Below are 21,830 nucleotides of genomic sequence, written 5' to 3' on the forward strand. Positions count from 1 at the left end.
CTGGGACGGGCTTCCTCAGTTCTTCCTCAACAATGTGGCACCCCTCCCTCCACAACTTCTTTGCCGAAGCTTTATGTGTTAGCTTCCTCGTTGCTGATCAAGGGTTCTCGTGGGCGGGGGAGAGCAACTGGGCTTGACTCGCCCGGATTCCTGCCGCTCTGTGCATCAGAATTACGGGGTACGGGGAAGCATGGAACGAATATCTCTCATCATCAATTCTCCCGCGTTGCGACGCCGGATAACCGAGGTGCTGACCGGCCCCGGGTGGCTCGTCTCCGGGTACGGAATGGGAAGGGCCGTCGCGTACTCGTCCACACCGGCGGACATCGTCGTGGTGGAGGCCTGCGCGCTGAAGGCTGACCCGTCGCTCGCCCACCAAGGCGCTCGGCTCATCGTCCTGGTCTCGGGCCAGGACGATTCCTTCTGGCCGTCGTCAGCCCACGCCCGGCTGGCCGGCATCATCGACCGTGACGATCCCGACCACGGCTACATAGCCGCAGTTCGCGAGGTGTTGAGCGGGCGAGGCTGGGTCTCTCCCGAGCTCGTCCCCACGCTGCTCTCGGGCCGTATGGGCCACCTCCGGCCGACCCCGCCGCCCGCCTCGGAGGTCAACCGGCTCACCGACAGGGAGAGAGGGGTGGCCCGGCTGGTGGCCGAGGGCTTCTCCAACTCGGAGATCGCTGAGCAGCTCACCATCGAGCGCAGCACGGTCAAGTTCCATGTGTCGAATGTGCTACGCAAACTCCGCTGCCGTGACCGCGCACAGGTGGCGGCTCTATGGCATTCGCACGCGCCCTCGGTCAGCTTCGTGGCCTGACAGGTCCGGGTTCCGCTCCGGCATCCGGGGCGGAACTTGGGGACGCCGGGATATCCGCAGCCTCTGCAATGCCAGTTGATGTATATCTGTTACGGGTAAGCAGTCTTGGCTGTAGGTCTCTGCATGGCAGCGGATATCAGAACATGCTCATCGCCACGAACACCTTGTCTCGCATATGACACACCGTCGGTCGAAGCCTCCTATGGATTGCGTGGCCATTCCGGAGTCGGTTCGACCGGGCATCCGACCGGGAGTTCCGAACGCGAGCTTGCGCCCGGCACCGGCGCCGACAGCTCCTCGGTGAGGACGCGAAACAAGAGCCGCCTGGTGCTGGTCGCGAAATGCCATAACGAGCTGCCTTCCGCCACGAGTTCGGCGATCACCTCACGTGCGTCTCTCCTTGCCTGGCGGCCCGGCGTGGTCCGGTCGGCGAGAGCTCAATGGTTGTCATCGCGCCGGGTGACGTGGAACTCGAAGGGAACAGTTCCGGGATCCAGTGCGGTCACTCCGCCATCCACGGTCAGGACGGCTCCGTTGACGAAGGACGCGGCCGAGGACAGCAGCCAGGAAATTGCCTCGGCAACCTCACGAGGGTCTCCGGGGCGCTGTGCCGGCAGCAGCCTCGTGGCTTCTTCGTATGCGTCGTCGACGTCGTCGATGGTCGGTCCGGCGTCGTCCGCGAACCGTGTCATGCGGCGGTCGGCCATCTCCGTACGTATCCAACTGGGGCAGACCACGTTGGCCCGCAAGCCTTGCGGCCCGTAGTCCACGCAAAGCGACCGGCACAACTGCAGCAATGCCGCTTTGGAGGTGGCGTACGCGGCATTGCCCACTCCGTTTCGGAGGGCGGAAACCGAGGAAACCGCGACGACGGAGCCATGGGCCCGGAGCAGGTGGGGCAATGCTGCCCGCATCAAGAGGAAAGGGCCGGTCACGTTGGTGCGGAGTACCAGATCCCAGTCCTCGTTCGACAGGTCTCCGACGCCTCCGCCGCGTCCCACTCCTGCATTGAGGACCAATCCATCAAGTCGGCCGAATCGCGCCATGGTGGTTTCGACGAGACGGTGAACGGCGTCCGGGTCGGCGGTGTCGGCCGGACAGGCCAGAGCTCCGGTTTCCGCGGCTATGCGGTGCAACGGTTCCGGGCGTCCGGAGACGACGACGTCGTGGCCGGACGCCCGGAGCAGCCGCGCCGTCGCCGCACCGATTCCGGTTCCTCCCCCCGTCACGACCACAACGCGCTGATCCGTCATATGAGTTCGCCTTCCTGTCGCTGCCCGGCTCGGGTGAATCGATCCTACGTGGCAGCATTCGAAGGACCGCGGCCCTGCCGAGGGTGCTCGAAGGCCCCCCACGCAGTCGGTGTGGGAACCGCGGTGCCACTCTCCGAACCAATGGAGATGGTGGTGCCGCCCAGGCGGACGTTGAATTCGGAGAGCACCACCCGGACACCTGGCGCGGGTCATGATGTGCGAGCCGCGGCCGGATTGAGCGGGGCGGAGACTGCCCGGGGAGCCGGTCGTGGCAGCCGGTTCTGCCCCGAGCTGGAGGGAAGGTTCGATGAAGGGAAGGTTCGTGGAATCGAAACCGGACGAGGCTGAGCCGCAGCCCTTACATCTGACGTCCCGCCCATCTCGGCGGCCGGCAGTGGGCAGTTGTCGTGACGGACGGGGGAGGCGCAGACGTCAGGACCCTGCACACCACCTGTCCATCGCGGCAGATGACCGCATATCGACCGCCCCCGGTGGCCGCGTGGCCGGCAGGCCGGTGCCCGCGGTGCTGCCTCCCTCGCTGGGCGCCGGGCTCGGGTTCGTCGCGGCCCTCGCCGCGCTCGTGGTCGTCGTGCTCGGGGTCCTGTACGCCGGCCACAGCGAGCCCGGCCGCGTGGACATGCGGATCCAGTCGGCGGTGGGCGATGTGCGGTCGCCGTGGCGGGAAGTCGCCCTGGCCATCGACTTCTTGGGCGAGCCCGCCGGAGCGGCGATGCTGGTCGTGGCCGCCCTGACGGGCTGCCTGCTGCTCCGGCGTCCTCGCGCGGCGGTGTTCCTCGTTGCCGGCGCCGGCACGACCGTGGCGACGACCACGCTCCTCAAGCCTCTGGTGGGACGCACCATCCACGGCGCCGACAATCTGTCCTACCCGAGCGGGCACACCGCCTTCTTCACCGCGCTCGCCCTTGTGGCGGCACTGCTCGCGACCGGCCGGCTCGGACTCGGCAGGACAGCCCGCACGCTGACAGTGCTCACCGCGGCGCTGGTTGCCGGTGTCGCCATGGGCTGGGCGCAGGTCGCCCTGGGCGCGCACTACCCGACCGACGTCATCGGCGGCTGGTGCACCGCGCTGGCGGTGATCCCGGCGACCGCGTGGCCGGCGGACCGGATCGCCGGCGACGGCCGGTGGCGCCGTCGCTGACGTCACGTCATGCCAGGCGGCGGAACACGGGTTTCACCGGTCGTCCGCCCAGCCAGGACGTGGGATCACCCACGTCAAGTGCCTTGCGGTACACCGCACAAGCCTGGGCCACCGCGTCGACGGTGTGATCGATGTCGGCGTCGCTGAGCGCGCTGCTCACCACGAACGACGGGGCCAGCACCCCGCCCGCGAGAAGACGGCGCAGGAAGAGGGTGCGGTACTGCTGCGACGGCTGCCCGTTCTCGTCGAGAGTGGCGAAGACCAGATTGCTGGCCCGGCCCCGGACGACGACATGGTCGCCGACGCCCATGCCGGTCGCGGCTTCGCGGACGCCGACGGCCAACCGTTCGCCGAGGGCGTGCAGTTGCGCGGTGATGCCCTCCTCGACGTAGGTGGTCTGCACGGCCATCGCGGCTGCCAGGGAGTGCGTCTCCGCGCCGTGCGTGGTGGACAGCAGGAACACCCGGTCATCCAAGTGCCGCAGCCCGCCCCGCTCCATCAGCTCGCGGCATCCGGCCAGTGCGGAGATGGCGAATCCGTTGCCCAGCGCCTTGCCGAAGGTGGAGAGGTCCGGGACGACGCCGTACAGGCCCTGGGCGCCCGCCTCGGACCAGCGGAAGCCGCTGATCATCTCGTCGAAGACCAGTACGCAGCCGTGCCGGTCGGCCAGTTCGCGCAGGCCGGTCAGATAGCCGGGCGGCGGCTCGGTGTGGCCGGCGGGTTCGAGGATCAGACAGGCGACCTCGTCCTGATACCGGGTGAGCAGCTCCTCCGCCGCGGCGAGGTCCCCGTAGGGGAACGCCACGGTGAGGTCGGTGATCGCCGACGGAATACCGGCGGACATCGGTGTGGAGCCGATGAACCAGTCGTCGACGGAGAAGAACGGCTGGTCGCCGCAGATGGCCACCCGCGGGCGCCCGGTGGCGGCGCGGGCGAGGCGTACCGCGGCTGTGGTGGCGTCGGAGCCGTTCTTCGCGAACTTCACCATCTCGGCGGTCGGCACCGTGGCCAGGAAGCGTTCCGCGGCTTCGGCCTCCACGATCGACGGCCGGACGAAATTGCTGCCGCGGTCGATCTCCCTCCGCACTGCCTCGGTCACGCGCGGGTGGGCGTGACCGAGGCTGACCGACCGCAGGCCGGAGCCGTACTCGATGTAGCGGTTGCCGTCGACGTCCCACACATGGGCACCGCGGCCGTGGCTGATGACGGGGGCCAGGTTCTCGGGGTACTGGTCGTCGCCCTTGGCGTAGGTGTGCGCACCGCCGGGGATCATGGCGTGCAGGCGTTCGTTCGCCGCCTGTGACCGGGGCAGTTGGAACTCTTCGGTGTCCACGCCGACCTCAACTCTCTCTGTTCTTCAGGACCTCGGCGAGACCCGGCGCCTCCCGGTCCCGCTGGGACATCGATGTGACCGGCAGGGGCCAGGGGATGGCGAGCTCCGGGTCGTCGAAGGCGATCGTCACGTCCTCTGCCGGATCGTGGGGGCGGTCGATCCGGTACGAGGTGTCGGCGGTTTCGGTCAGCGCCTGGAAGCCGTGCGCGCACCCCGCCGGGATGTACAGGGTCGTCTGCGTATCGCCGGACAGCTCGAAGGAGGTGTGGTTGCGGTAGGTCGGCGAGTCCGGCCGCAGATCCACGACGACGTCGAAGATCTGCCCGTACGAGCACCGCACCAGCTTGGCCTCGCCGGCGCCTGAGCGCAGGTGCAGACCGCGCAGCACGCCTCGGACCGAGCGGGACACGCTGTCCTGGACGAAGGCGTTCGGATCGAGGCCCACCGAGCGGACCACGTCGGCGTCGAAGGTGCGGCAGAAGAAGCCGCGTTCGTCGGCGTAAGACATCGGCTCGAAGAGGTACGCGCCCGCGATCGCCGGGACTTCGGTCGCCTTCATGGTGTCTCCTGCCGGGTGCGGGCGTGTCCGTGGCCGGTCGCCGGGAACAGGGCGGCGGTCAACGCGATGAACTGGTCCTCGAGTTGGCGGGCGGCGACCAGGTTCCGCTCGGCGAGGATGTGCCGCAGCTCCGCCGATTGCTTCTCCAGCTCCCGGAACTGCTCCAGCAGCCGGTCGGCGTCCACCTCGCGGGCCTGGTGGCAGTACGCGTCCAACCCCATCCGATCCATGAGCGCGTCGCTCTTCGCCGCATAACTCAGCGCGAGCGTCGGGGTGCCGACCTTCAGCGCGCAGATCAGGTTGTGGTACCGGGTGGCCACGACGGTCTCGGCAGCCGCCATCTCCTTCATCAGGTCCGCCAGCGTGGCCGCCTCGGCAGCGGTGACCAGCGGTGAGTCCACCGCGTCGAGGATCGCGGCGACCACCGGCGCATCGCACGCGTCGCCGGTCAGCAGCCGGACCGGCCTGCCGTCCTCGGCCAGCGCGCGGACGAACCGGGTCGTTCCGTCGAGGTAGCTCCGGTGGATCTCCTCGGACCGGGCGCGGTCGTCGTTGCTCCCGTGGAAATCCATGACGCCGACGCATACCGGGCCCGGCGGGACCGAGAGCCCGTCGGGACCGCCTGCCGGCGGTGTCGGCAGGGCGAAGGCGAGGTCCGGGTAGATCTCGTCGCGCGCGGTGTCCACGCCCATCGCCCGCATCGCGTCGCGGGACTGGGTGTCCCGGTACGACCGGTACGTGGCCAGCCGTGCCGACCGGCGAACCAGGGCCCGGGTCGGCCGGTCGGCGATCGCGGTGGCGCCGACGCCGACCAGCGCGACCCGGGTGCGGAACAGCCGGCCGGTCGCGCAGAGCAGGAACAGCGAGTACGGGAAGCCCCACGGCCGCAGCGGCAGTGTGGCCTCCAGGACGCCCATGCCCGGCACGATCACCACGTCGTGCCGGCGCACCCACGCGGCGGTGCGGAACGCGTCGACGAGCTTGCCCAGAGCCTTGCCCGCGATCGCGCCCGCACGCGACGCGGTCCGGTACTCCCCGCGGTACCAGTGCAGCCGTGTCGCGGGGATCCCGTACCGGGCCGCCACGACCTCGGGCCCGCCGCACAGCGCGTCCACGACCGCCTCCGGGTGCTCGGCGCGGAGGTACCCGAGCACGGCCTCGAGCGACCCGTCGTTGCCGAGGTTGCCGGAGCCGAGCAGTCCGAACACCCCGACACGCACCGGGGTTTCGTCCACGGACGTCACGCCTGCCTCCGCTCACGCCCGGCGACGAGGGCGTCGACGGAGACGGTGAGCCGGCCCGGGTCGACCGGGGCGCGGTCCTCGACCCGCTCGCCGGCGCCCGGCCGGACCCGGCTGGTCGCCCACGCGGCCAGATGGCGGAAGCACGCGCGACGGTCGGCCGGGGACAACGGGGCCCGCCGGATCGCCGCGACGAAGCCCCAGACGTACTCGGCGAGCAGCCGGGGCGTCGGGTGCAGCGCGCCCGCCCGCCGCGGGTCCAGATTGACGCACCGGGAGCGCTTGGACGGGTTCGCCCGCTCGGCGCGGGTGGGGTGGTCGCGGCGGAAGTACAGCAGCTCCGGCACCTGGTGGAAGGGCCCGTTCAGGACGATCTCGGCGACGAACGTCCGGTCCGCGTGGTGATAGCTGTTGTGCGGCCTCACGCGGCGCAGCATGTCGGCGCGCATCACCCCGTAGAAGTCGTCGCCACCGGGTTCGAACAGGAAACTGCGGAAGCGCTCGGGGGCGTGCGGCGAGGCGGTGGCGAGCCCGTACTCGTAGGGGACCTTCAGCTGTCCTTCGCCGTCGATGACCGCCTGGTCGGAGTGCGCGAGGATCACGTCCGGCCGCTCGTCCAGCGCCTCGACGCACCGCCCCAGCAGGTCCCGGGCGTAAAGGTCGTCGTGCGAGGCCCACTTGAACAACTCGCCGCGGCACTCGGTGAACACGTAGTTGTGGTTCGGAGCGGCGCCGATGTTCCGCAGCAGCCGGATGTACCGGATGCGCGAGTCCTGCGCGGCGTACGTGCGGCAGATGTCCTCGGTCCCGTCGGTCGAGGCGTTGTCGGAGATGACCAGCTCGAAGTCCTCGTAGGTCTGACCGAGCAGGGCGTCGAGCGATTCGGCGAGGTACTCCTCGCCGTTGTACACGGGCAGGCCGATGCTCAGCCTGGGTTGCGCGGTCATGGCGTCCTCGCTTCGGGGATGGTGTCCTGGTGGTGTTCGCGCAGGGCGGAGCGCAGCTGGAGCCACCACACGGCGGAGCCGGCGAGCGTCGCGGCGGCGACGCCCCAGGCCGAGCCGACCGTGCCGCCGAGGGCGGCTCCGCCCAGCCCGCCCGCCACGTAGCAGGCGGAGGCGAACAGTTGGCAGCGCAGGCTGCGCCGGGCCGCGGCGAGCGCGCGCAGCCCCGCCGCCGCGCCGGTGCCGAGCCCGGCCCATGCGACGCCGAGGGTGACCGGCACGATGAGCTGGGAGGCGGAGTGCCAGACGTCGCCGAGCACGAGTTCGCCGAGCCGGTCCGGCATCAGGAGCAGCGCTCCGCCCCAGAGCAGCGCGGCGATGGCTTGCCCGCCTCCCAGCAGGAGGCAGAACCTGCCGAGGCGGTGCGGGGACTGCCGCAGCACCCGTGCCGCCTCCGCGACCGTGACCAATGAGAGGCCCATCAGCACGGCGAGGAACGGGCCGAGGAGGAGTTCGGCGCCGCGGACCGCACCCACCGCGCCGACCCCGACGATCACGCCGAGCCCGTATGCGCGCAACTGGCCGGCGCCGCTGAGGCTGACGTTCTCGACGAGGTACCGGTAGCCGAGGTCGCGTTGCTCGCGGAGCCACGCGCGTGCCTGGGTCGTCCGGGGCCGGATGCCGGACTGGATGTATCCGTACCCCGCGGCCACTGTGGCGGACGCGCCCCAGGCGAGCACGAAGGCGGCCACGCTGCCCGCGTGGGCCGCCACGACCAGGGCCGGGACGAGCGCGATGCCCCACACGAGGTCGTTGACGAACGCCTTCCGCCCGAGGCCCGCGGCGAAGAACGAGTACCGCCAGGCGTCCTGGAGCAGCAGCCCCGGCAGCATGACGCCGAGACACGCGAACGCGGGTCCCACACTGCCGCCGAGAGCGACGCCGATCACCAGGCACATCGCACCGATGGCGCCGCCGACGACGAGCGCGGTACCCGACGACCGGGCAACGGCCCCGCGCCAGGATGCCTCCGACACGCCGCTGAAGCGCACCACGAGCGGATCGGTGGCAAGGCCGCGGGAGACGTTGAGCACCACGCCGTACGTCACCCAGGCGAGGCTGAACACGCCGAACGCTGTCACGCCCAGCGAGCGAGCCACGTAGACGCCCACCGCGAAGTTGCTGATGCTGGAGGCCGCCTGGTCGGCCAGTCCCCAGGACAGCCGCCCGGCGAAGGCACGCCGGGCGGATCCGGCTGCTGCCGTCGCCTTCTCCTCCTCGATGGCCATCCGCGTCATGCCTTGATCAGACCGGCGCCGTGCAGGGCGTCGGCCGCGGCCGCGACGGTGTCGAACGGCAGCCCGGACCGCTCGGCGACATCCAGCAGACTGTGCTCGCCGTCGGAGAGGCTGAGGACCCAGAGCATGGCCATCTGGGCCTGCTGCGCGTCGCTGCGGCCGCCGAGCGAGTCGTACAGCCCGCGCCGCCCCAACTGCGGCTCCCCGTAAGGGCTCAGGTTGAGATACCGCCGGTTGCGGTCCAGCAGGGCGAACGCCTCGCGGCAGACGGCGAGCGTGTCCGCCATGGCCGCGGGGGAGACGAAGTCCGGGTTGTCCGCCGAGGTGTGGTACTCGGGGTAGCCGGCGTACGGGGTGCGGCTGAGCGAACCCACGCCGAGATCGAACCCGGGTGAGCAGTACTGCCGCTCGTCGTAGCCGTACGGGGTGAACTCGTTGACGTGGTGCGGGCGTTCGGAGGCGGCGAGAACGTGTCGCATGACCTTGTCGATCTCCGCGTCGCCGCGTCTGCTCTGTTTGTACGTCAGTGAACCCGAGTCGCCGGCGCAGGCCAGCACCAGCCCGTGCTTGACGCTCTCCACCCGCTCCGCGTTGCGGGCCAGCCAGGTGATCGCCCCGATGGTGCCGGGCGCGTAGATGAACCGGTAGGTGTAGTACGGCGTTTCCTGGGCCAGTGCCCGGGCCAGGTACGTCGCCACCGCGATGCCCGCCAGATTGTCGTTGGCCAGCGACGGGTGGCAGACGTGGCAGGAGACGATCACCTCGTCGGGGACCTGACCGGGGATCACATGCTCGGCGTAGGTGAGGTGGCCGTCCGCGAGGGTGGAGTCGATACGTACCTCGTAGTCGCCGTCCGGCAGTGCGTCCAGGGTCTCCTGCGACAGGCAGAATCCCCACTCCGGCTTGTAGTAGCTCGTGCGGTACGGCACCCAGCTCGGGTGGTCCGGCAGGGTGTGCAGGTGCGCGCGCAGCTCGGAGAGCGGCATGGTGCGCGACACCGGCACGCTGTAGCCGAGCACGTGCAGGCTGGACGCGGCGAAGTCGACGACCCGGTTGCCGGCGGCGTCGGCGATGTACGCGTCCCGGATGTTCCACTCCTGGGGCACCGTCCAGTCGAGTACCGGTGTCCCGGTCGGCACCTCGTGCACCTGGAGCGGGACGTACTCGCCGACGATGTCCAGGGTGGCGCGCACTCCGTCGCCGGTGATGCTCCGGCAGAGCGGGTAGAGCCGCTCCACCAGTGTGTGCATGTCTTCGCCGGCAGAGGTCATCGGCGCCACCGCAGGGTGTCGTCGACGGCGCCGGCCTCGGACGCCTCGCGCAGCACGGCGAGGCGGGTGAAGCGCTGCTCGAAGTCCTCCCGCGTGAGCCCGTGTTTCCGGTAGGCGTCGGCGAGTTCGAGCGCGCCCTGCTTGACCGTCCACTCGCAGTCGAAGCCGGGTATCGCGGCGCGGAACCGGGAGAAGTCCACGCGGTACGAGCGCGGATCGGCGCCGTTCTCCCCGGTGATCTTCACCTGTGCGCCGGAGACCGCCTCGGCGACCTGATCGGCGATCTCGGCGACCGTGACGTTGTTGACCTCGCTGCCGATGTTGAACGCCCGGTCGTGCACCGCCTCGCGCGGCGCGGTCAGCGCGGCCGCGAAGGCCCGTGCGATGTCGGCGGCGTGGACCAGCGGACGCCAGGGGGTGCCGTCGGAGAGCACCAGCACCTGGCCGGACAGGAGTGCGTGGCCCACCAGGTTGTTGAGCACGATGTCGGCGCGCAGCCGGGGTGAGAAGCCGAAGGCGGTGGCGTTGCGCATGTACACCGGGCTGAACTCGGCGTCGGCCAGCGCGTGCAGATCGTCCTCGACCCGCACCTTCGACTCCGCGTACGGCGTCACCGGGCGCAGCGGGGCGTCCTCGGTCACCAGGTCGTCACCGCCGGAGGCGCCGTACACCGAGCAGGTCGACGCGTACAGGAAGCGCCGGGCTCCGGCGTCGCGGGCCAGCCGCGCCAGGTGTACGGACGCGTGGTGGTTGATGTCGTAGGTGAGCTCCGGCGCCAGCGATCCCAACGGGTCGTTGGACAGGGCGGCCAGGTGGATCACGGCGTCCACCCCGGCCACGTGGTCGGCGGTGACGTCGCGCAGGTCCACCCGGTGAGCCGTCAGGTCCGCGGGCGGCGGGCCCAGCACGCAGTCGGCGAACAGGCCGGCGTCGAGCCCGACGACCTCGTGCCCGGCGGCCGTGAGCACCGGAGCCATGACGGTGCCCAGATAGCCCTGGTGTCCGGTCAGAAGTACGCGCAAGGTTCATTCCCCCAGGTCGAGAGTGAGTTTGGTGACGGCGAAGGCCTCGGCGTAGCGCGCCTGGCATTCGATACCGCGGATCCGGGCCAGCCCGAGGAAGGCCTCCCGGTCGTACCAGGGCCGGTGCCGCTGCGAGGGGTAGTGCTCCTGCAGCAGTCGCACCTTCTGTTCGGCGATCTCCGGTGACAGCGGCTGGTACGCCGACGGACGGCCGAGGTCGCCGTCCCACTTGACGATCTCGTAGCCGAGGACGAGGTGGTCGCGGAACGCGGTGGGTATCAGCTGCGCCAGGCCGCGGTGATCCTGGTGCGCGTCATCGGTGCGCGGGGCCAGGATCAGATCCGGCTCGGCCTGTCCGCGCAGCTCCTCGACCGCCGACTTGGCCTCTTCCCAGTACGCGGGCAGCCGGCCGTCCGGCAGCTTGTGCACGGTGAGCCGCAGGTCGGCGCCCGGGCAGAAGGCGGTCAGCGCGGCCTGCTCCTCCTGCTCCCGGTCACTGCCACCGCCGGAGAGCACCAGCGCGTCGACGCGGATGCCCGGGCGCGCGAGGCACAGCGTCAGCAGCGTGCCGCCGGCGCCGATGGCGATGTCGTCGCAGTGCGCGCCCACCGCGACGATCCGGTCCAGGCGTCCGGCGCCGAGCCGGATCATACGGTCCTCACCCCGGCCTTGGCCCCCGCGCCGTCCCGTTCCCACACGGCCCACGGGCGGTCGCCCCGGGCGTAGGCGGCGTCGAGCGCGGCCCGCTCCTTCACGGTGTCGGTCGGTTTCCAGAAGCCGCGGTGCTGGTGCGCCACCAACCGTCCGCGCTTGGCCAGTTGGGAGCAGCCGTCGGCGACCAGGTCCCCGTCCTCCGGGATGTGGTCGAAGATCTCCTGGCGGAGCACGAAGTAGCCGCCGTTCTCCCACAGCGGCAGCTCGCTCACCGCGGTGATGCCTCCCACCAGGCCGTCCTCGCCCAGGTCCACGCAGTGGAAGGACGACTGCGGCGGCACCACCATCATCGACGCACCGGCGTCGCGCGCGGCGAAGCGGTCGATCATCTCCGGCAGCGGGGCGTCGGTGAGCACGTCGGCGTAGTTGGCGAGGAACATCTCGTCGCCGTCCAGGTGGTGTCGCACCCGGCGCAGCCGCTCCCCGATCGGTGACTCGACTCCGGTCTGCGCGAACGTGATCGTCCAGTCCGAGATGTCGGTGGACAGCAGCTCGGTCCGACCCCTTCTCAGCACGAAGTCGTTGGACGTCGTCTCCTCGTAGTTGAGGAAGAAGTTCTTGATGTGGTGGGCGCCGTACCCGAGGCACAGGATGAACTCCGTGTGCCCGAAGTGCGCGTAGTAGCGCATGACGTGCCAGATCAGCGGCCGCGGGCCGACCATCGCCATCGGCTTGGGCACGTCGTCGGGGGTTCCGTTGCGCATCCGCATCCCGTAACCGCCGCAGAACAGGACGACCTTCACGACGTGACCTCGACAATGCTCAGTTCCGGGATGGGGAAGACCAGCCGGCCGCCCCAGTCACCGATGAAGGACAGTTGCTCGACCAGCTCGGCCCGCAGGTTCCACGGGAGGACGAGGACGTAGTCCGGCCGGTCGACGGCTATCCGCTCGGGCGGCAGGATCGGGACGCGGGTCCCCGGGGTGTACCTGCCGTGCTTGTAGGGGTTGCGGTCGACCGTGTACGGGAGCAGGTCGGGCCGGATGCCGCAGTGGTTGAGCAGGGTGTTGCCCTTGCCCGGCGCGCCGTAGCCGACGACCGTCTCGCCGCGGTCGGCCGCTTCGATGAGGAACCGCAGGAGGTCCCGGCGCACCTTGGCCACACGGGCGGAGAACTCGGTGTACCCGGACAGCTCCTGGAGTCCGGCGGCCTTCTCCCGGGCCAGCACGTCGGCCACCCGTCCGCTCGGCTCGCCGGCCGCCTCGGCCGGCCGGGCCCACAGCCGGATGGAGCCGCCGTGCGTGGGCAGCAACTCGACGTCCACGAGCGCGAGTCCGCCGCCGGCCAGTGCCCGGATCGCGGATGCGACCGTGTAGTACTGGAAGTGCTCGTGGTAGATCGTGTCGTACTGGTTGTCCTCGATCAGGGTGAGCAGGTGCTGCACCTCGATGGAGACCCAGCCGTCGTCGGCGACCAGGGCACGCAGCCCCTCGGTGAACCCGACCACGTCGGGGATGTGCGCGTACACGTTGTTGGCCACGACCAGGTCCGCCGGACCGTGCTCCTTACGGACGGCGGCGGCGGTGGCCGGGTCCAGGAACTCCGTGAGCGTCGGCACCCCCGCGTCCCGCGCCGCCTTGCCGACGTTCACCGACGGCTCGATACCGAGGCAGCGGATCCCGCGGTCCACCACATGCCTCAGCAGGTACCCGTCGTTGCTCGCGACCTCGACCACGAAGGCGTCGGTGCCCAGCCCCAGCCGCTCCACGGCGTCGGCGACGAACGTCCGCGCGTGCTCCACCCAGGAGGTCGAGAAGGAGGAGAAGTACGCGTACTCGCTGAACGTCTCCTCCGGCGTGATCAGCGGCGGGAGCTGCGCCAGCCAGCAGTCGGTGCAGACTCGCAGGTGCAGCGGGTACGCCGGCTCCGGCCGGTCGAGTTGGTCCGCGGCGAGAAAGCTCTCACATGGCGGCGTCGCCCCAAGGTCGACGACGCTCGCCATCGCTTCCGAGCCGCAGAGTCGGCATCGTGTCATCTGCTGTCCCCATCCCCCCTGCTCGCGCGGACGGTTCCGCCGCGAGCCAGTGCTGACCGTCCCGCGATCGCGGTGCGGTACTCCTCCAGCAGGCGCTCCAGGCCGACGGCCGGGCTGAACCCCTGCTCGTACCGGCGCCTGGCCGCCTGACCCATGTCCCGGTTGCCGGCCGGCTCGGCCGCGATCCGGCGTATGCAGGACGCGAGCGAGGCCACCTCGCCCGGCCGGTGCAGCAGCCCGGTCACGCCGTCCTCGACCAGTTCGACGAAGGCGCCGTGACCGGCGGCGACGATCGGGACGCCGGCCGCCATCGCCTCGACGACCACGAGGCCGAACGCCTCGAGCCATGTCGAGGGAGCCACCACCGCGACCGATCGCGCGATGGCCTGCCTGCACTGGTCCGTGTCGTACAGGCCGACATAGCGCACGTCGTCGCGGCCCGCCGCCCAGGCGGTGACCTCGTGCTCCAGCGGTCCCGTGCCGGCGATCACGAGCGGCACGCCCACACCGCCGCTCGCTGCGATCTTGTCCCACGCGGCCATGAGCAGCCGTACGCCCTTGGCCTCCGCGAGGCGGCCCAGATAGAGCAGATGCTCGCCCGCGCCGGATCGGCGGGCATCCGTGTCGGGCACGAAGTTGTGCTTCACCGCCAGCCGTTCGGCCGGCATGCCGGACCGCACCAGGACATCGCGCTGCGCCGCGGAGATGCAGAGGAACCGCTCCACGCCGGACCACCACCGCCGCCGGTTGACCCTCAGGCTGACGGCGAGCGGCACCGTCGCGAGGCGGGAGTTCCGGTAGCAGCCGTGCCGGACGGCGGGCAGCGCCGTCGCCGACCCGACGCACTCGGTGCACGGCCGGCCGTCCCGCTGCAGCGTGCCGGGCGGGCAGACCTGGGTGTAGTTGTGCAGGGTGGCGACGGCGGGCACGTCGGCGTCGGCGCAGGCAGCCAGCACCGCGGGCGACAGGAGCGGGAAGACGTTGTGGATGTGCACCACGTCCGGCCGCTCGGTGTGCAGCCGGGCGGCGAGCTCCGCGCGGACGGCCGGGTTCCACGGCACGAGCAGCGGCACCGCGGCCTTGCTGAGCAGAGAACGGGCGGCGATGTCGTCGCTGCGCCGCTCGAAGACCGTGACCCGGTGGCCGGCCGCGCGCAGCAGCTCCGCCTCCTGGTCGACGACCTTGTTCTCCCCGCTCGGCTGCGCCGAGGCGTAGCGGTTGTGCACCACGAGGATGTGCATGGTCAGGCCACCTCCGATCTTCGGGCCCATCGCGGAATACGTCGTCGGGGTACGTCGGGTGTGGCGAGGGGGGCGGCCGTGGCGGGTGCCGCCAGCAGCGAGGCGGCCAGGGCCAGATGCAGCAGATACGGCGAGGCGTCGCCGAGGCCGGCCTCGGTGTACGACGCGATCGCGCAGTAGCTGATCAGGAAGATCGCACAGGCCCTCGGCAGCGACGGCGGCCTCAGCAACGCGACGCCGCCCAGCACGATGATGATCGCCGCTACCAGGGTGACGCCGGTCAGACCCTGCTCGTGGTAGACGGCCAGCCAGCTGTTGTCGATGGGCAGTCCTCCGAACGACTTGTCGCCCAGGCCCATACCGAGCCACTCGTCCGCGGTCGTGCGGGGCGCTGCCAGCAGGGCGTCCCAGACCTTGGCCCGACCGGTGAGGCTGGTGAAGTTCTCCTGGCTCTGTCCGCGCAGGAACCACTCCCGCAGCGCGGAGCCGAATGCCACCGCGGCCACCGCGGCGCAGGCCACCGCCCAGGTGAAGAACCGGCGGGCCGCCGTGCTGGTCAGGAAGAGCGAGCCGATCGCCAGAGCCAGCCCGATGAACAGGCCGAGCGTGGCCGTCCGGGTATGGGTCAGAGCGAGCAGGACGAGGGACGGCACGATGACCACCGCGGCGCTGACCCGGTCGGTCCGCCGGCCCAGTACGAGCAGCACGGTGAGCCCGATGATCACGGCGGCGTACTGTCCGATCTGCGGCGGGGTGAGGGGCCACAACGCGCCGACCAGCCGCCCGCCGTAGAGCTCGGGCATGGCCGCGCCCGGCGAGACGACCAGGCCGGCGGCCACCGACCCGAGCACCGCGAAGTACATCCGGATGTGGTGCCGGACGAAGGTGAGGCCGCCGTTCCACCAGCGGCTGAGCAGCCACAGCGTGCCGATGAAGAGAGCCAGCCGGGCGCAGCGGAACAGTGCGCCGAACCCGGACTCCAGGTCCGCGCTGGAGATCACGCTCGGCACCAGCAGCAGGGTGAGCAGGAAGACGAAGGCGCTGGGCCGGATGCGTAGTTGGAGGTTGATCGCGAGCGCCAGCGCGAACGCGGCGACCAGGGCCCCCATGGTGACCATCTGGATGAGGGAGCGGGGGAGGGGGACGATGGTCTTCGCCCCGGCGGAGCCGAGCGTGTTGAGGATCAGCAGCCCCCAGACCGTCCCGACGATCTTCGACGTGTGGTCAGTGTGGTCTGTGTGGCCCGTGTGTTCCGCGTGGTCACGGCTCATCTCAACCACCGACCCCTGCGCGGAAGGTGCTGCCCGCGTCCTGCTGGTACGGCGTGCCCTGCCACTGCACGGGGTCGAGTATCCGGCTCGGGTCGTGGGCGACGAACTTCCATGGTCCGATGTAGACGTTGTCGTGCCATCGATTGTGCTGCTGGTGGGTGATCGCCTCGGCCACCCGTTCGCCCTGGTACGGCGACCAGTCCGGATAGGTGCCGTAGTTGGCCAGCACCGCCATGCGGTCGCACTTGACCGTGCAGTCGACGACCGAGGTGTCCAGCACGAAGCGGTTGTGGTGGATGTCCACCCGCTGTGTCTTCCACCGGCAGTCGGCGTACAGCGGTGCGCCGGCGATCGCCGGCTGTGCGCAGCGGTCGGTGTTGTCCACCAGCAACGTGCAGTCGCCGGCCGAGGTGTTGGCCGGGCTGTTGCAGAACCGGTCGGCGTTTTCCCACAGGGTGATGCCGGACCAGTTGTTCTCCAGCACGTTCCGGTAGATCTCGATCTTGTCGGTGCGGGCCCGGACGCGGGGTTCGCCACCGGACTCGGACAGGTAGACGGTCGCGAACGGGAAGCTGTCCCCGCGGTCGGCGTATCTGCGGCCCTCGACCCAGTTGTTCCGCCGGATCGTGTTGTTCCGGATGACCGCGTTGTAGCTGGTCTCGTAGATCAGCGCGGCACCGTCGTTCGCCTCGAGCAGGTTGTTCTCGATGCGGAAGTCGTTGTTGTTGGTGTCCGCCCACAGCCCTGATCCACGGTTGTCGTGCACCCAGTTGCCGCGGACGTCGGCGCCGTTGACGGCCCAGAACTTGATGCCTCCGGTGCAGCCGCAGCCCGGCCGACGCCGTTCCCAGTCCTCGGTGTTGTTTCCCGCGATCTCGTTGCCCTCGACCACCAGGCCGCGGATGGCGTCGCCGGCCTTGTAGGCGTTGATGCCGTACTGTCCGTTGTCGCGCAGGCAGCTGGCGCGGACCTGCTGGCGGGCACCGGCCATCAGCCCGGCGCCGGAGTTGTTGCGGATCGTCGCGTGCTCGATCACCCACCCGTCGGCCGAGTCATGGTTGACCACGCCCTCGTTGTGCGGCGCGACGAAGCCCTGCACGGTCAGATGCCGGATGGTGACGTTGCGGGCATTGCCGCTGAACGCGTACTGGTTCTTCTTCCGGCCGTCGAGCACCGCGCCCGGCGCACCGAAGTAGCGGTTCCCCTCCTTGGGGACGACCTGGGCGTAGCGGTCCGGGGCGAGCGTGTGCTTGCCCGGCCGAAGCCAGAACGAGGTGTTCGGAGGGCTGATCCGGGTCTTCGCCGCCAGGTCGCCGACCACCGCGGGGTCGACCGTCACGGCGCCCGCCGGCGCCTTCGCGGGCCCGGCGGCGGGCTTGGCGCACACCCGGGCCACGGGCGTCGACGGCGCGGCGGTCGGCTTCGCCCGGGCGGTGGGCGTGCTCTCACTGTCACAGCCGGTCGCTGCCAGCAGGGCCAGCGTCAGTGGTGCCGCAGCCCATGCCCGGTGCCGCCTCTTGATCCCCACGCGCCCCCCTAGCCGTGGAACCTGAGCACGGTGGTGAAGCCTTCCGTGCCGTCGGTGAAGCCGGTGCCGACCAGCGTTGTGGTGGGTTCCTTGCGCCCGAAGCCGGCGGAGTACCAGCCCAACGGCGGGTCGGTCTCGCCGCGATGCGCCTGCCAGGTCAGCCGGCCGGGCAGGTCGAGCTCCGCGGTGCGCTCCTGTGCGTCCCGTGACCAGGTGAGCCGTGCCCGGTTGTCCGCCAGGTCCGCGGTGATCGCCGGACCGAGGTGGAACGCCAGGCGCACGGCCCGGCGTGGGCCGCGTACCTCGTCGACCACCCTCAGCTCCTGTGCTGCGGCCGTCAGTTCCACCCGGCGGCGGTGCACGGAGTGCTGGTAGCCGTCGTGTTCGGCGCACCAGCGGGCTGTCCCTCCTTCAAAGGCTCCGGATGTGTCCGCGGTCAGGACGCGGCTGCGGGCATGGCGGGTCCACAGGAACGGGCCGCCGGACACGGACTGGTCATGGCCGTCCAGTTGCAGGGTGTTGTGGCCGAGGGTCGACCGGAAGTACTGCCGCCACTCGGGTTGCCCGTGGTAGCAGTACGTCCCCGGGTCGGCGAGTACGTCGACCCCGTCGTGCCGGACCTCCAGGGACAGCGCGTCCGCGTGGCCGTGCGCGGCGATGGACAGGAAGCCGTGCGGGCCACCGTCGCAACGGCACCAGATCTCCCCCGGACCGCGCAGGATGGTCATGCCCGCGTCGGCGAAGTGGTCCGGCCGGCTTGCCGGTCGGGTCGCGGCGGGTGCCCCTCCCGTGTGCGTGCGTGGCCGGATGAGCGCGGCCAGCAGCGGGGTGCGCACATCGGTGCCGGTCACCGCCGGCCACCATGCGAGCCGGCCGAACACGGCGTCCCCGGTGGCGAGCAGCGAGGCCCAGCGGTCGGTGCCCGCGCCGTCCACGATCAGACCGTGCCCGTCGTCCGCGTCTCCCTGGCGTGGCGGACGTAACCGGCTGTCCACGACGGCCGCGAGCGCGTCGGTCATCCGCTGCAGCACCAGCCGGATCGACGCGGGGAGCGGCACGCCGGCGGCATCCGCCTCGGCCGTCGCGGCCAGGCCGAGTTCCAGCACCAGTCCGTGGTACTCGGTGGCCAGCTCGCGGTTGAGGCCGGATGCGAAGGTATTGGCGTGCAGATGCCGCTCCAGCGACCGCAGCGCGCCGGCTCGCCAGCGTGCGGAGGACGGGAACCACCCGAACGCGCAGGCCGCGGCGAACTGTCCGGCGGCCTCGGCGATGACGTGGTTGTTCGCCGACGACCCCCGGCTGGGGAAGGCGGCCAGCCAGCGCTGGTGGTGCCAGATCTGGTTCAGCGCCACCGGGTTGCCCTCGAAGAGCACGGCCGCACCCGGCCAGCCGTCGAGCAGCCGGCGGATCCACACCCAGGACAGCAGCCGGATGCCCAGCTCGATGCCGCTGATCCAGTGCACGCCGCGCAGCGGTGGGTTGGCTGTCCACCACGAGCGCAGGTGCTCGGCGACGCGCTCCGCGTACCGCTCGTCGCCGGTGATCGCGTAGGCGGCGGCGAGCACGGTGAGGTACTGATGCCGGGACAGTTCCCAGATCTGCTTGATGTCCCCGACCGCTTCTTCGTTGCGGTACGGCACGTCGAAGGCGTAGCCCCACGGGGCGCGGCGGCCGGTCTTCGGGTCGCACCACCAGTCCGGGTCGTCCAGGTCGTCGCGGACCACGCCGAAGTACTCGGCGTGCCCGTACATGAGCCGGTCCGCCTCGGCGACCAGACGTTTCGCGGCGTCCGGAGGTATGGCGGCGATCGTCCCGGCGGGCAGTACCGCGGTGAACCGCGCGCCCGTCACACTCGGGCAGTCCGGGCGTGCCGAACGCCAACGGCGCCTGCGTACCGCGTCGCCCGCCCGGCCGCCGATCTCCCGCGGTCCCATCCGGGACAGCCGCCTCAGGTACCAGCCCGGACTCCCCGAGCTCATCGTCATCGTGTCCTCGCCAGCGTCACCGGTGCGCCGCCGGCCAGACCGGCCTGCACGGCGAGGGTGGCCGATGTGGTGGCGACCAGGGATTCCAGCGGAACCGGCATCGGCCCTCCGGTCCGCACGGCCCTGATGAACGCGGCGAGTTCGGCGGACTGGCCCTTGTCCCGTGCTTTGGGGAGCCGGGAGCTGACCCACCGTCTGCGGCCGACCCCTCCGTCGGCGAACAGCGAGGCACGGACGAAGTCGTCGAGCCGCAGCACCTTGCCGTCCGCGACCAGGTCCAGCGTTTCCTTGGGGAAGCCGGCCGCGCCGGTGGTGACGTAGCTGATGGTGGCGGTCGACCCGTCCGGGTAGCGCAGCACGACCTGCAGATCCTCGTTGCCGGTCGTGGCGACCGCGTACACCGAGACCGGGTCGGCATCGAGGAGCCAGCTCGCCGTGTCGATGAAGTGTCCGCCCTCGCCGGCGAACCGTGAGCCCTCGCTGCCCTGTTGGAGGTACCAGCTGCCGTGTTGCAGCCGGCCCGCGTTGACCAGATAACGGAGGCTCGCCGGACCGGTCCGGGCTCCGAACCGCTTCCTGGCCTCCTGCAGCAGCGGCGCGAACCGGCGGTTGAAGCCGACCTGCAGCCGGTCGTTGCCGGACTCCTCCACCGCCGCGAGCACACCGGCCAGTTCGTCCCCGGTGAGCGCCAGCGGCTTCTCCACGAACACCGTCTTGCCGGCCAGCAGCGCCTTTCGGGTCAGTTCGGCGTGCGAGCTGTGGCGGGTGACGACGAACACCGCGTCGATGGACTTGTCGCCGAGTACGGCGTCCAGATCGGTGGTCGCCTCGGCGAAGCCGAACTTCCGCCGGGCGTTGGCCGCGGACAGCGCCGTCGTGGTGACGACGGTCGACAGCTCCACGCCGTCGCGCTGTGCCAGATGAGGCAGCAGCATCGACGTCGCGTAGTTGCCCGCGCCGACGAACGCCAGCCGCACCGGCGACGTGGCGGATCGGGCCGGGGTGGACACCGAGCCGCTGCGTCGCTTCACCGCGGGCACCGTGACCGCCGGGGCCACCGCCTCGGCTGTGTCCTCAGCGGGGCCGGCGTACCGGAACAGGACGGCCACGGCCTTCAGATCGCCGTCCTTGAGGCTCTGGTACGTCTCGACGGCGTCATCGAAGTCGGCGATGTGGGAGACCAGCGGCTCCACATCGACGCTGCCGCGGGCGACGAGGTCCAGGAAGCACGCCAGATTGCGGCGCTCGGTCCAGCGTATGTAGCCGATCGGGTAGTCCCGCCCTTCGAGTTCGTACTCCGGGTCGTAGCGCCCGGGGCCGTAACTGCGCGAGAAGCGGACGTCGAGCTCCTTCTCGTAGTACGCGTTCCACGGCAGGTCCAGGCGGCACTTGCCGATGTCGACGACGCGGCCGCGGTCCCGGCAGAGCCGCGCGGCCAGCTCGACGGGCTGGTTGCTGCTGCCGCCGGCGGCCAGGTACACCTGGTCCACGCCGTGACCGCCGGTGAGTTCGGCGACGGCGGCCTCCACGGCGGCGGAAGCGGGATCGCCGCAGGCCGCGGCTCCCAGGCGCTCGGCGAGCTCGCAGCGCGCCGGATCGGGGTCGGCCCCGACGACACGGACTCCCGAGGCGGTGAGCAGCTGCACCACCAGCTGCCCGATCAGCCCGAGGCCGATGACCAGCGCGACCTCGCCGAGCCGCGACTCGCCTTGGCGGACGCCCTGCATCGCGATGGACCCGACGGTGCCGAAGGCCGCGTGGCGCGGCGGGAGGCCGTCCGGCACCGGCGCGTAGAGGTTCTTCGGCACCCAGTTCAGCTCGGCGTGCAACGCGTGCTCGTTGCCGGCGCAGGCCACCAGGTCGCCGACCTTCACATCGTCGATCCCGGCGCCGACCTGCTCGACCACCCCGCACAGCGAGTAGCCCAGCGGTGTGTAGGAGTCCAGCTTGCCCATCACCTTGCGGTAGGTGGCGGGCACCCCGTTGGCGGCCACGCTCTGCATGACCTTGGCCACCTGGTCCGGGCGGGAGCGGGCCTTGCCGAGCATCGACATGCCGGCCTCGGACACCTTCATGAGCTCGGTCCCGGTGGATATCAGCGAGTAGGCGGTGCGGACCAGCACCCCGCCCGGTTTGCACCCCGGCACCGGCACGTCGAGCACCGCCAGCTCGCCGCTCTTGTAGTTCTGAACAACCTGCTTCACCCGAGCTCCTCTTGT

General features: G+C 70.7%; 18 protein-coding genes. 2 read left to right on the forward strand and 16 right to left on the reverse strand.

Annotation, left to right across the window (positions count from 1 at the left end):
• Window positions 1-190: 190 nt before the first annotated feature.
• Window positions 191-817: a helix-turn-helix transcriptional regulator gene (locus OHA05_RS27530; RefSeq protein WP_328861976.1), complete on the forward strand. Its 627-nt coding sequence runs from the start codon at window positions 191-193 to the stop codon at window positions 815-817.
• A gap of 437 nt (window positions 818-1,254) precedes the next feature.
• Here OHA05_RS27530 and OHA05_RS27535 read toward each other — a convergent pair whose 3' ends face one another.
• Window positions 1,255-2,070: an SDR family NAD(P)-dependent oxidoreductase gene (locus OHA05_RS27535; RefSeq protein ID WP_328861977.1), complete on the reverse strand. Its 816-nt coding sequence runs from the start codon at window positions 2,068-2,070 to the stop codon at window positions 1,255-1,257.
• Between the two features lie 499 nt (window positions 2,071-2,569).
• Here OHA05_RS27535 and OHA05_RS27540 point away from each other — a divergent pair, with 499 nt between their 5' ends.
• The gene (locus OHA05_RS27540; RefSeq protein WP_328861978.1) at window positions 2,570-3,229 is read left to right on the forward strand and encodes a phosphatase PAP2 family protein; all 660 of its coding nucleotides are present in this window, start codon (window positions 2,570-2,572) and stop codon (window positions 3,227-3,229) included.
• A gap of 7 nt (window positions 3,230-3,236) precedes the next feature.
• On the opposite strand, the gene OHA05_RS27545 is transcribed toward OHA05_RS27540, so the two are convergent.
• From OHA05_RS27545 to OHA05_RS27615, 15 genes are read right to left on the reverse strand one after another with little or no spacing between them, the layout of a single operon-like run.
• The gene (locus tag OHA05_RS27545) at window positions 3,237-4,562 is read right to left on the reverse strand and encodes a glutamate-1-semialdehyde 2,1-aminomutase (protein WP_328861979.1); all 1,326 of its coding nucleotides are present in this window, start codon (window positions 4,560-4,562) and stop codon (window positions 3,237-3,239) included.
• Window positions 4,563-4,569: 7 nt separating this feature from the next.
• Window positions 4,570-5,121 (reverse strand): dTDP-4-dehydrorhamnose 3,5-epimerase, encoded by a 552-nt coding sequence (gene rfbC / locus OHA05_RS27550; RefSeq protein ID WP_328861980.1) that lies wholly within the window; start codon window positions 5,119-5,121, stop codon window positions 4,570-4,572.
• On the reverse strand, window positions 5,118-6,365 hold the full coding sequence (locus OHA05_RS27555) for a polysaccharide pyruvyl transferase family protein (RefSeq protein WP_328861981.1): 1,248 nt from the start codon (window positions 6,363-6,365) through the stop codon (window positions 5,118-5,120). Before OHA05_RS27555 ends, rfbC begins: the two co-directional genes overlap by 4 nt.
• Window positions 6,362-7,309 (reverse strand): glycosyltransferase family 2 protein, encoded by a 948-nt coding sequence (locus OHA05_RS27560; protein ID WP_328861982.1) that lies wholly within the window; start codon window positions 7,307-7,309, stop codon window positions 6,362-6,364. Before OHA05_RS27560 ends, OHA05_RS27555 begins: the two co-directional genes overlap by 4 nt.
• Window positions 7,306-8,595 (reverse strand): hypothetical protein, encoded by a 1,290-nt coding sequence (locus OHA05_RS27565; RefSeq protein WP_328863469.1) that lies wholly within the window; start codon window positions 8,593-8,595, stop codon window positions 7,306-7,308. The genes OHA05_RS27560 and OHA05_RS27565 overlap by 4 nt, the downstream gene beginning before the upstream one ends.
• A 5-nt stretch (window positions 8,596-8,600) precedes the next feature.
• Entirely contained in the window at window positions 8,601-9,875 is a 1,275-nt protein-coding gene (locus OHA05_RS27570; RefSeq protein WP_328861983.1) for a DUF4910 domain-containing protein, read from the reverse strand.
• Window positions 9,872-10,897, reverse strand: a complete 1,026-nt coding sequence (locus tag OHA05_RS27575; protein ID WP_328861984.1) for an NAD-dependent epimerase/dehydratase family protein — start codon at window positions 10,895-10,897, stop codon at window positions 9,872-9,874. Before OHA05_RS27575 ends, OHA05_RS27570 begins: the two co-directional genes overlap by 4 nt.
• A gap of 3 nt (window positions 10,898-10,900) precedes the next feature.
• Window positions 10,901-11,548, reverse strand: coding sequence for a PIG-L deacetylase family protein (locus OHA05_RS27580; protein WP_313943605.1), 648 nt, complete (start codon window positions 11,546-11,548; stop codon window positions 10,901-10,903).
• Window positions 11,545-12,354: a glucose-1-phosphate cytidylyltransferase gene (locus tag OHA05_RS27585; protein ID WP_328861985.1), complete on the reverse strand. Its 810-nt coding sequence runs from the start codon at window positions 12,352-12,354 to the stop codon at window positions 11,545-11,547. Before OHA05_RS27585 ends, OHA05_RS27580 begins: the two co-directional genes overlap by 4 nt.
• Window positions 12,351-13,586 (reverse strand): class I SAM-dependent methyltransferase, encoded by a 1,236-nt coding sequence (locus OHA05_RS27590; RefSeq protein WP_328861986.1) that lies wholly within the window; start codon window positions 13,584-13,586, stop codon window positions 12,351-12,353. The genes OHA05_RS27585 and OHA05_RS27590 overlap by 4 nt, the downstream gene beginning before the upstream one ends.
• Window positions 13,583-14,827, reverse strand: a complete 1,245-nt coding sequence (locus OHA05_RS27595) for a glycosyltransferase (RefSeq protein WP_328861987.1) — start codon at window positions 14,825-14,827, stop codon at window positions 13,583-13,585. The genes OHA05_RS27590 and OHA05_RS27595 overlap by 4 nt, the downstream gene beginning before the upstream one ends.
• A gap of 2 nt (window positions 14,828-14,829) precedes the next feature.
• On the reverse strand, window positions 14,830-16,098 hold the full coding sequence (locus tag OHA05_RS27600) for an O-antigen ligase domain-containing protein (RefSeq protein ID WP_313943601.1): 1,269 nt from the start codon (window positions 16,096-16,098) through the stop codon (window positions 14,830-14,832).
• Window position 16,099: 1 nt separating this feature from the next.
• Entirely contained in the window at window positions 16,100-17,626 is a 1,527-nt protein-coding gene (locus tag OHA05_RS27605) for a right-handed parallel beta-helix repeat-containing protein (RefSeq protein ID WP_313943599.1), read from the reverse strand.
• An 8-nt stretch (window positions 17,627-17,634) separates the two neighbouring features.
• Complete coding sequence (locus tag OHA05_RS27610; protein ID WP_313943598.1) at window positions 17,635-19,611, reverse strand: alginate lyase family protein; 1,977 nt, start codon at window positions 19,609-19,611, stop codon at window positions 17,635-17,637.
• Entirely contained in the window at window positions 19,608-21,815 is a 2,208-nt protein-coding gene (locus OHA05_RS27615) for a bi-domain-containing oxidoreductase (RefSeq protein WP_328861988.1), read from the reverse strand. The genes OHA05_RS27610 and OHA05_RS27615 overlap by 4 nt, the downstream gene beginning before the upstream one ends.
• Window positions 21,816-21,830: the final 15 nt, after the last annotated feature.

The organism is Streptomyces sp. NBC_00306, from assembly GCF_036169555.1.
Classification (GTDB): Bacteria; Actinomycetota; Actinomycetes; order Streptomycetales; family Streptomycetaceae; genus Streptomyces; species Streptomyces achmelvichensis.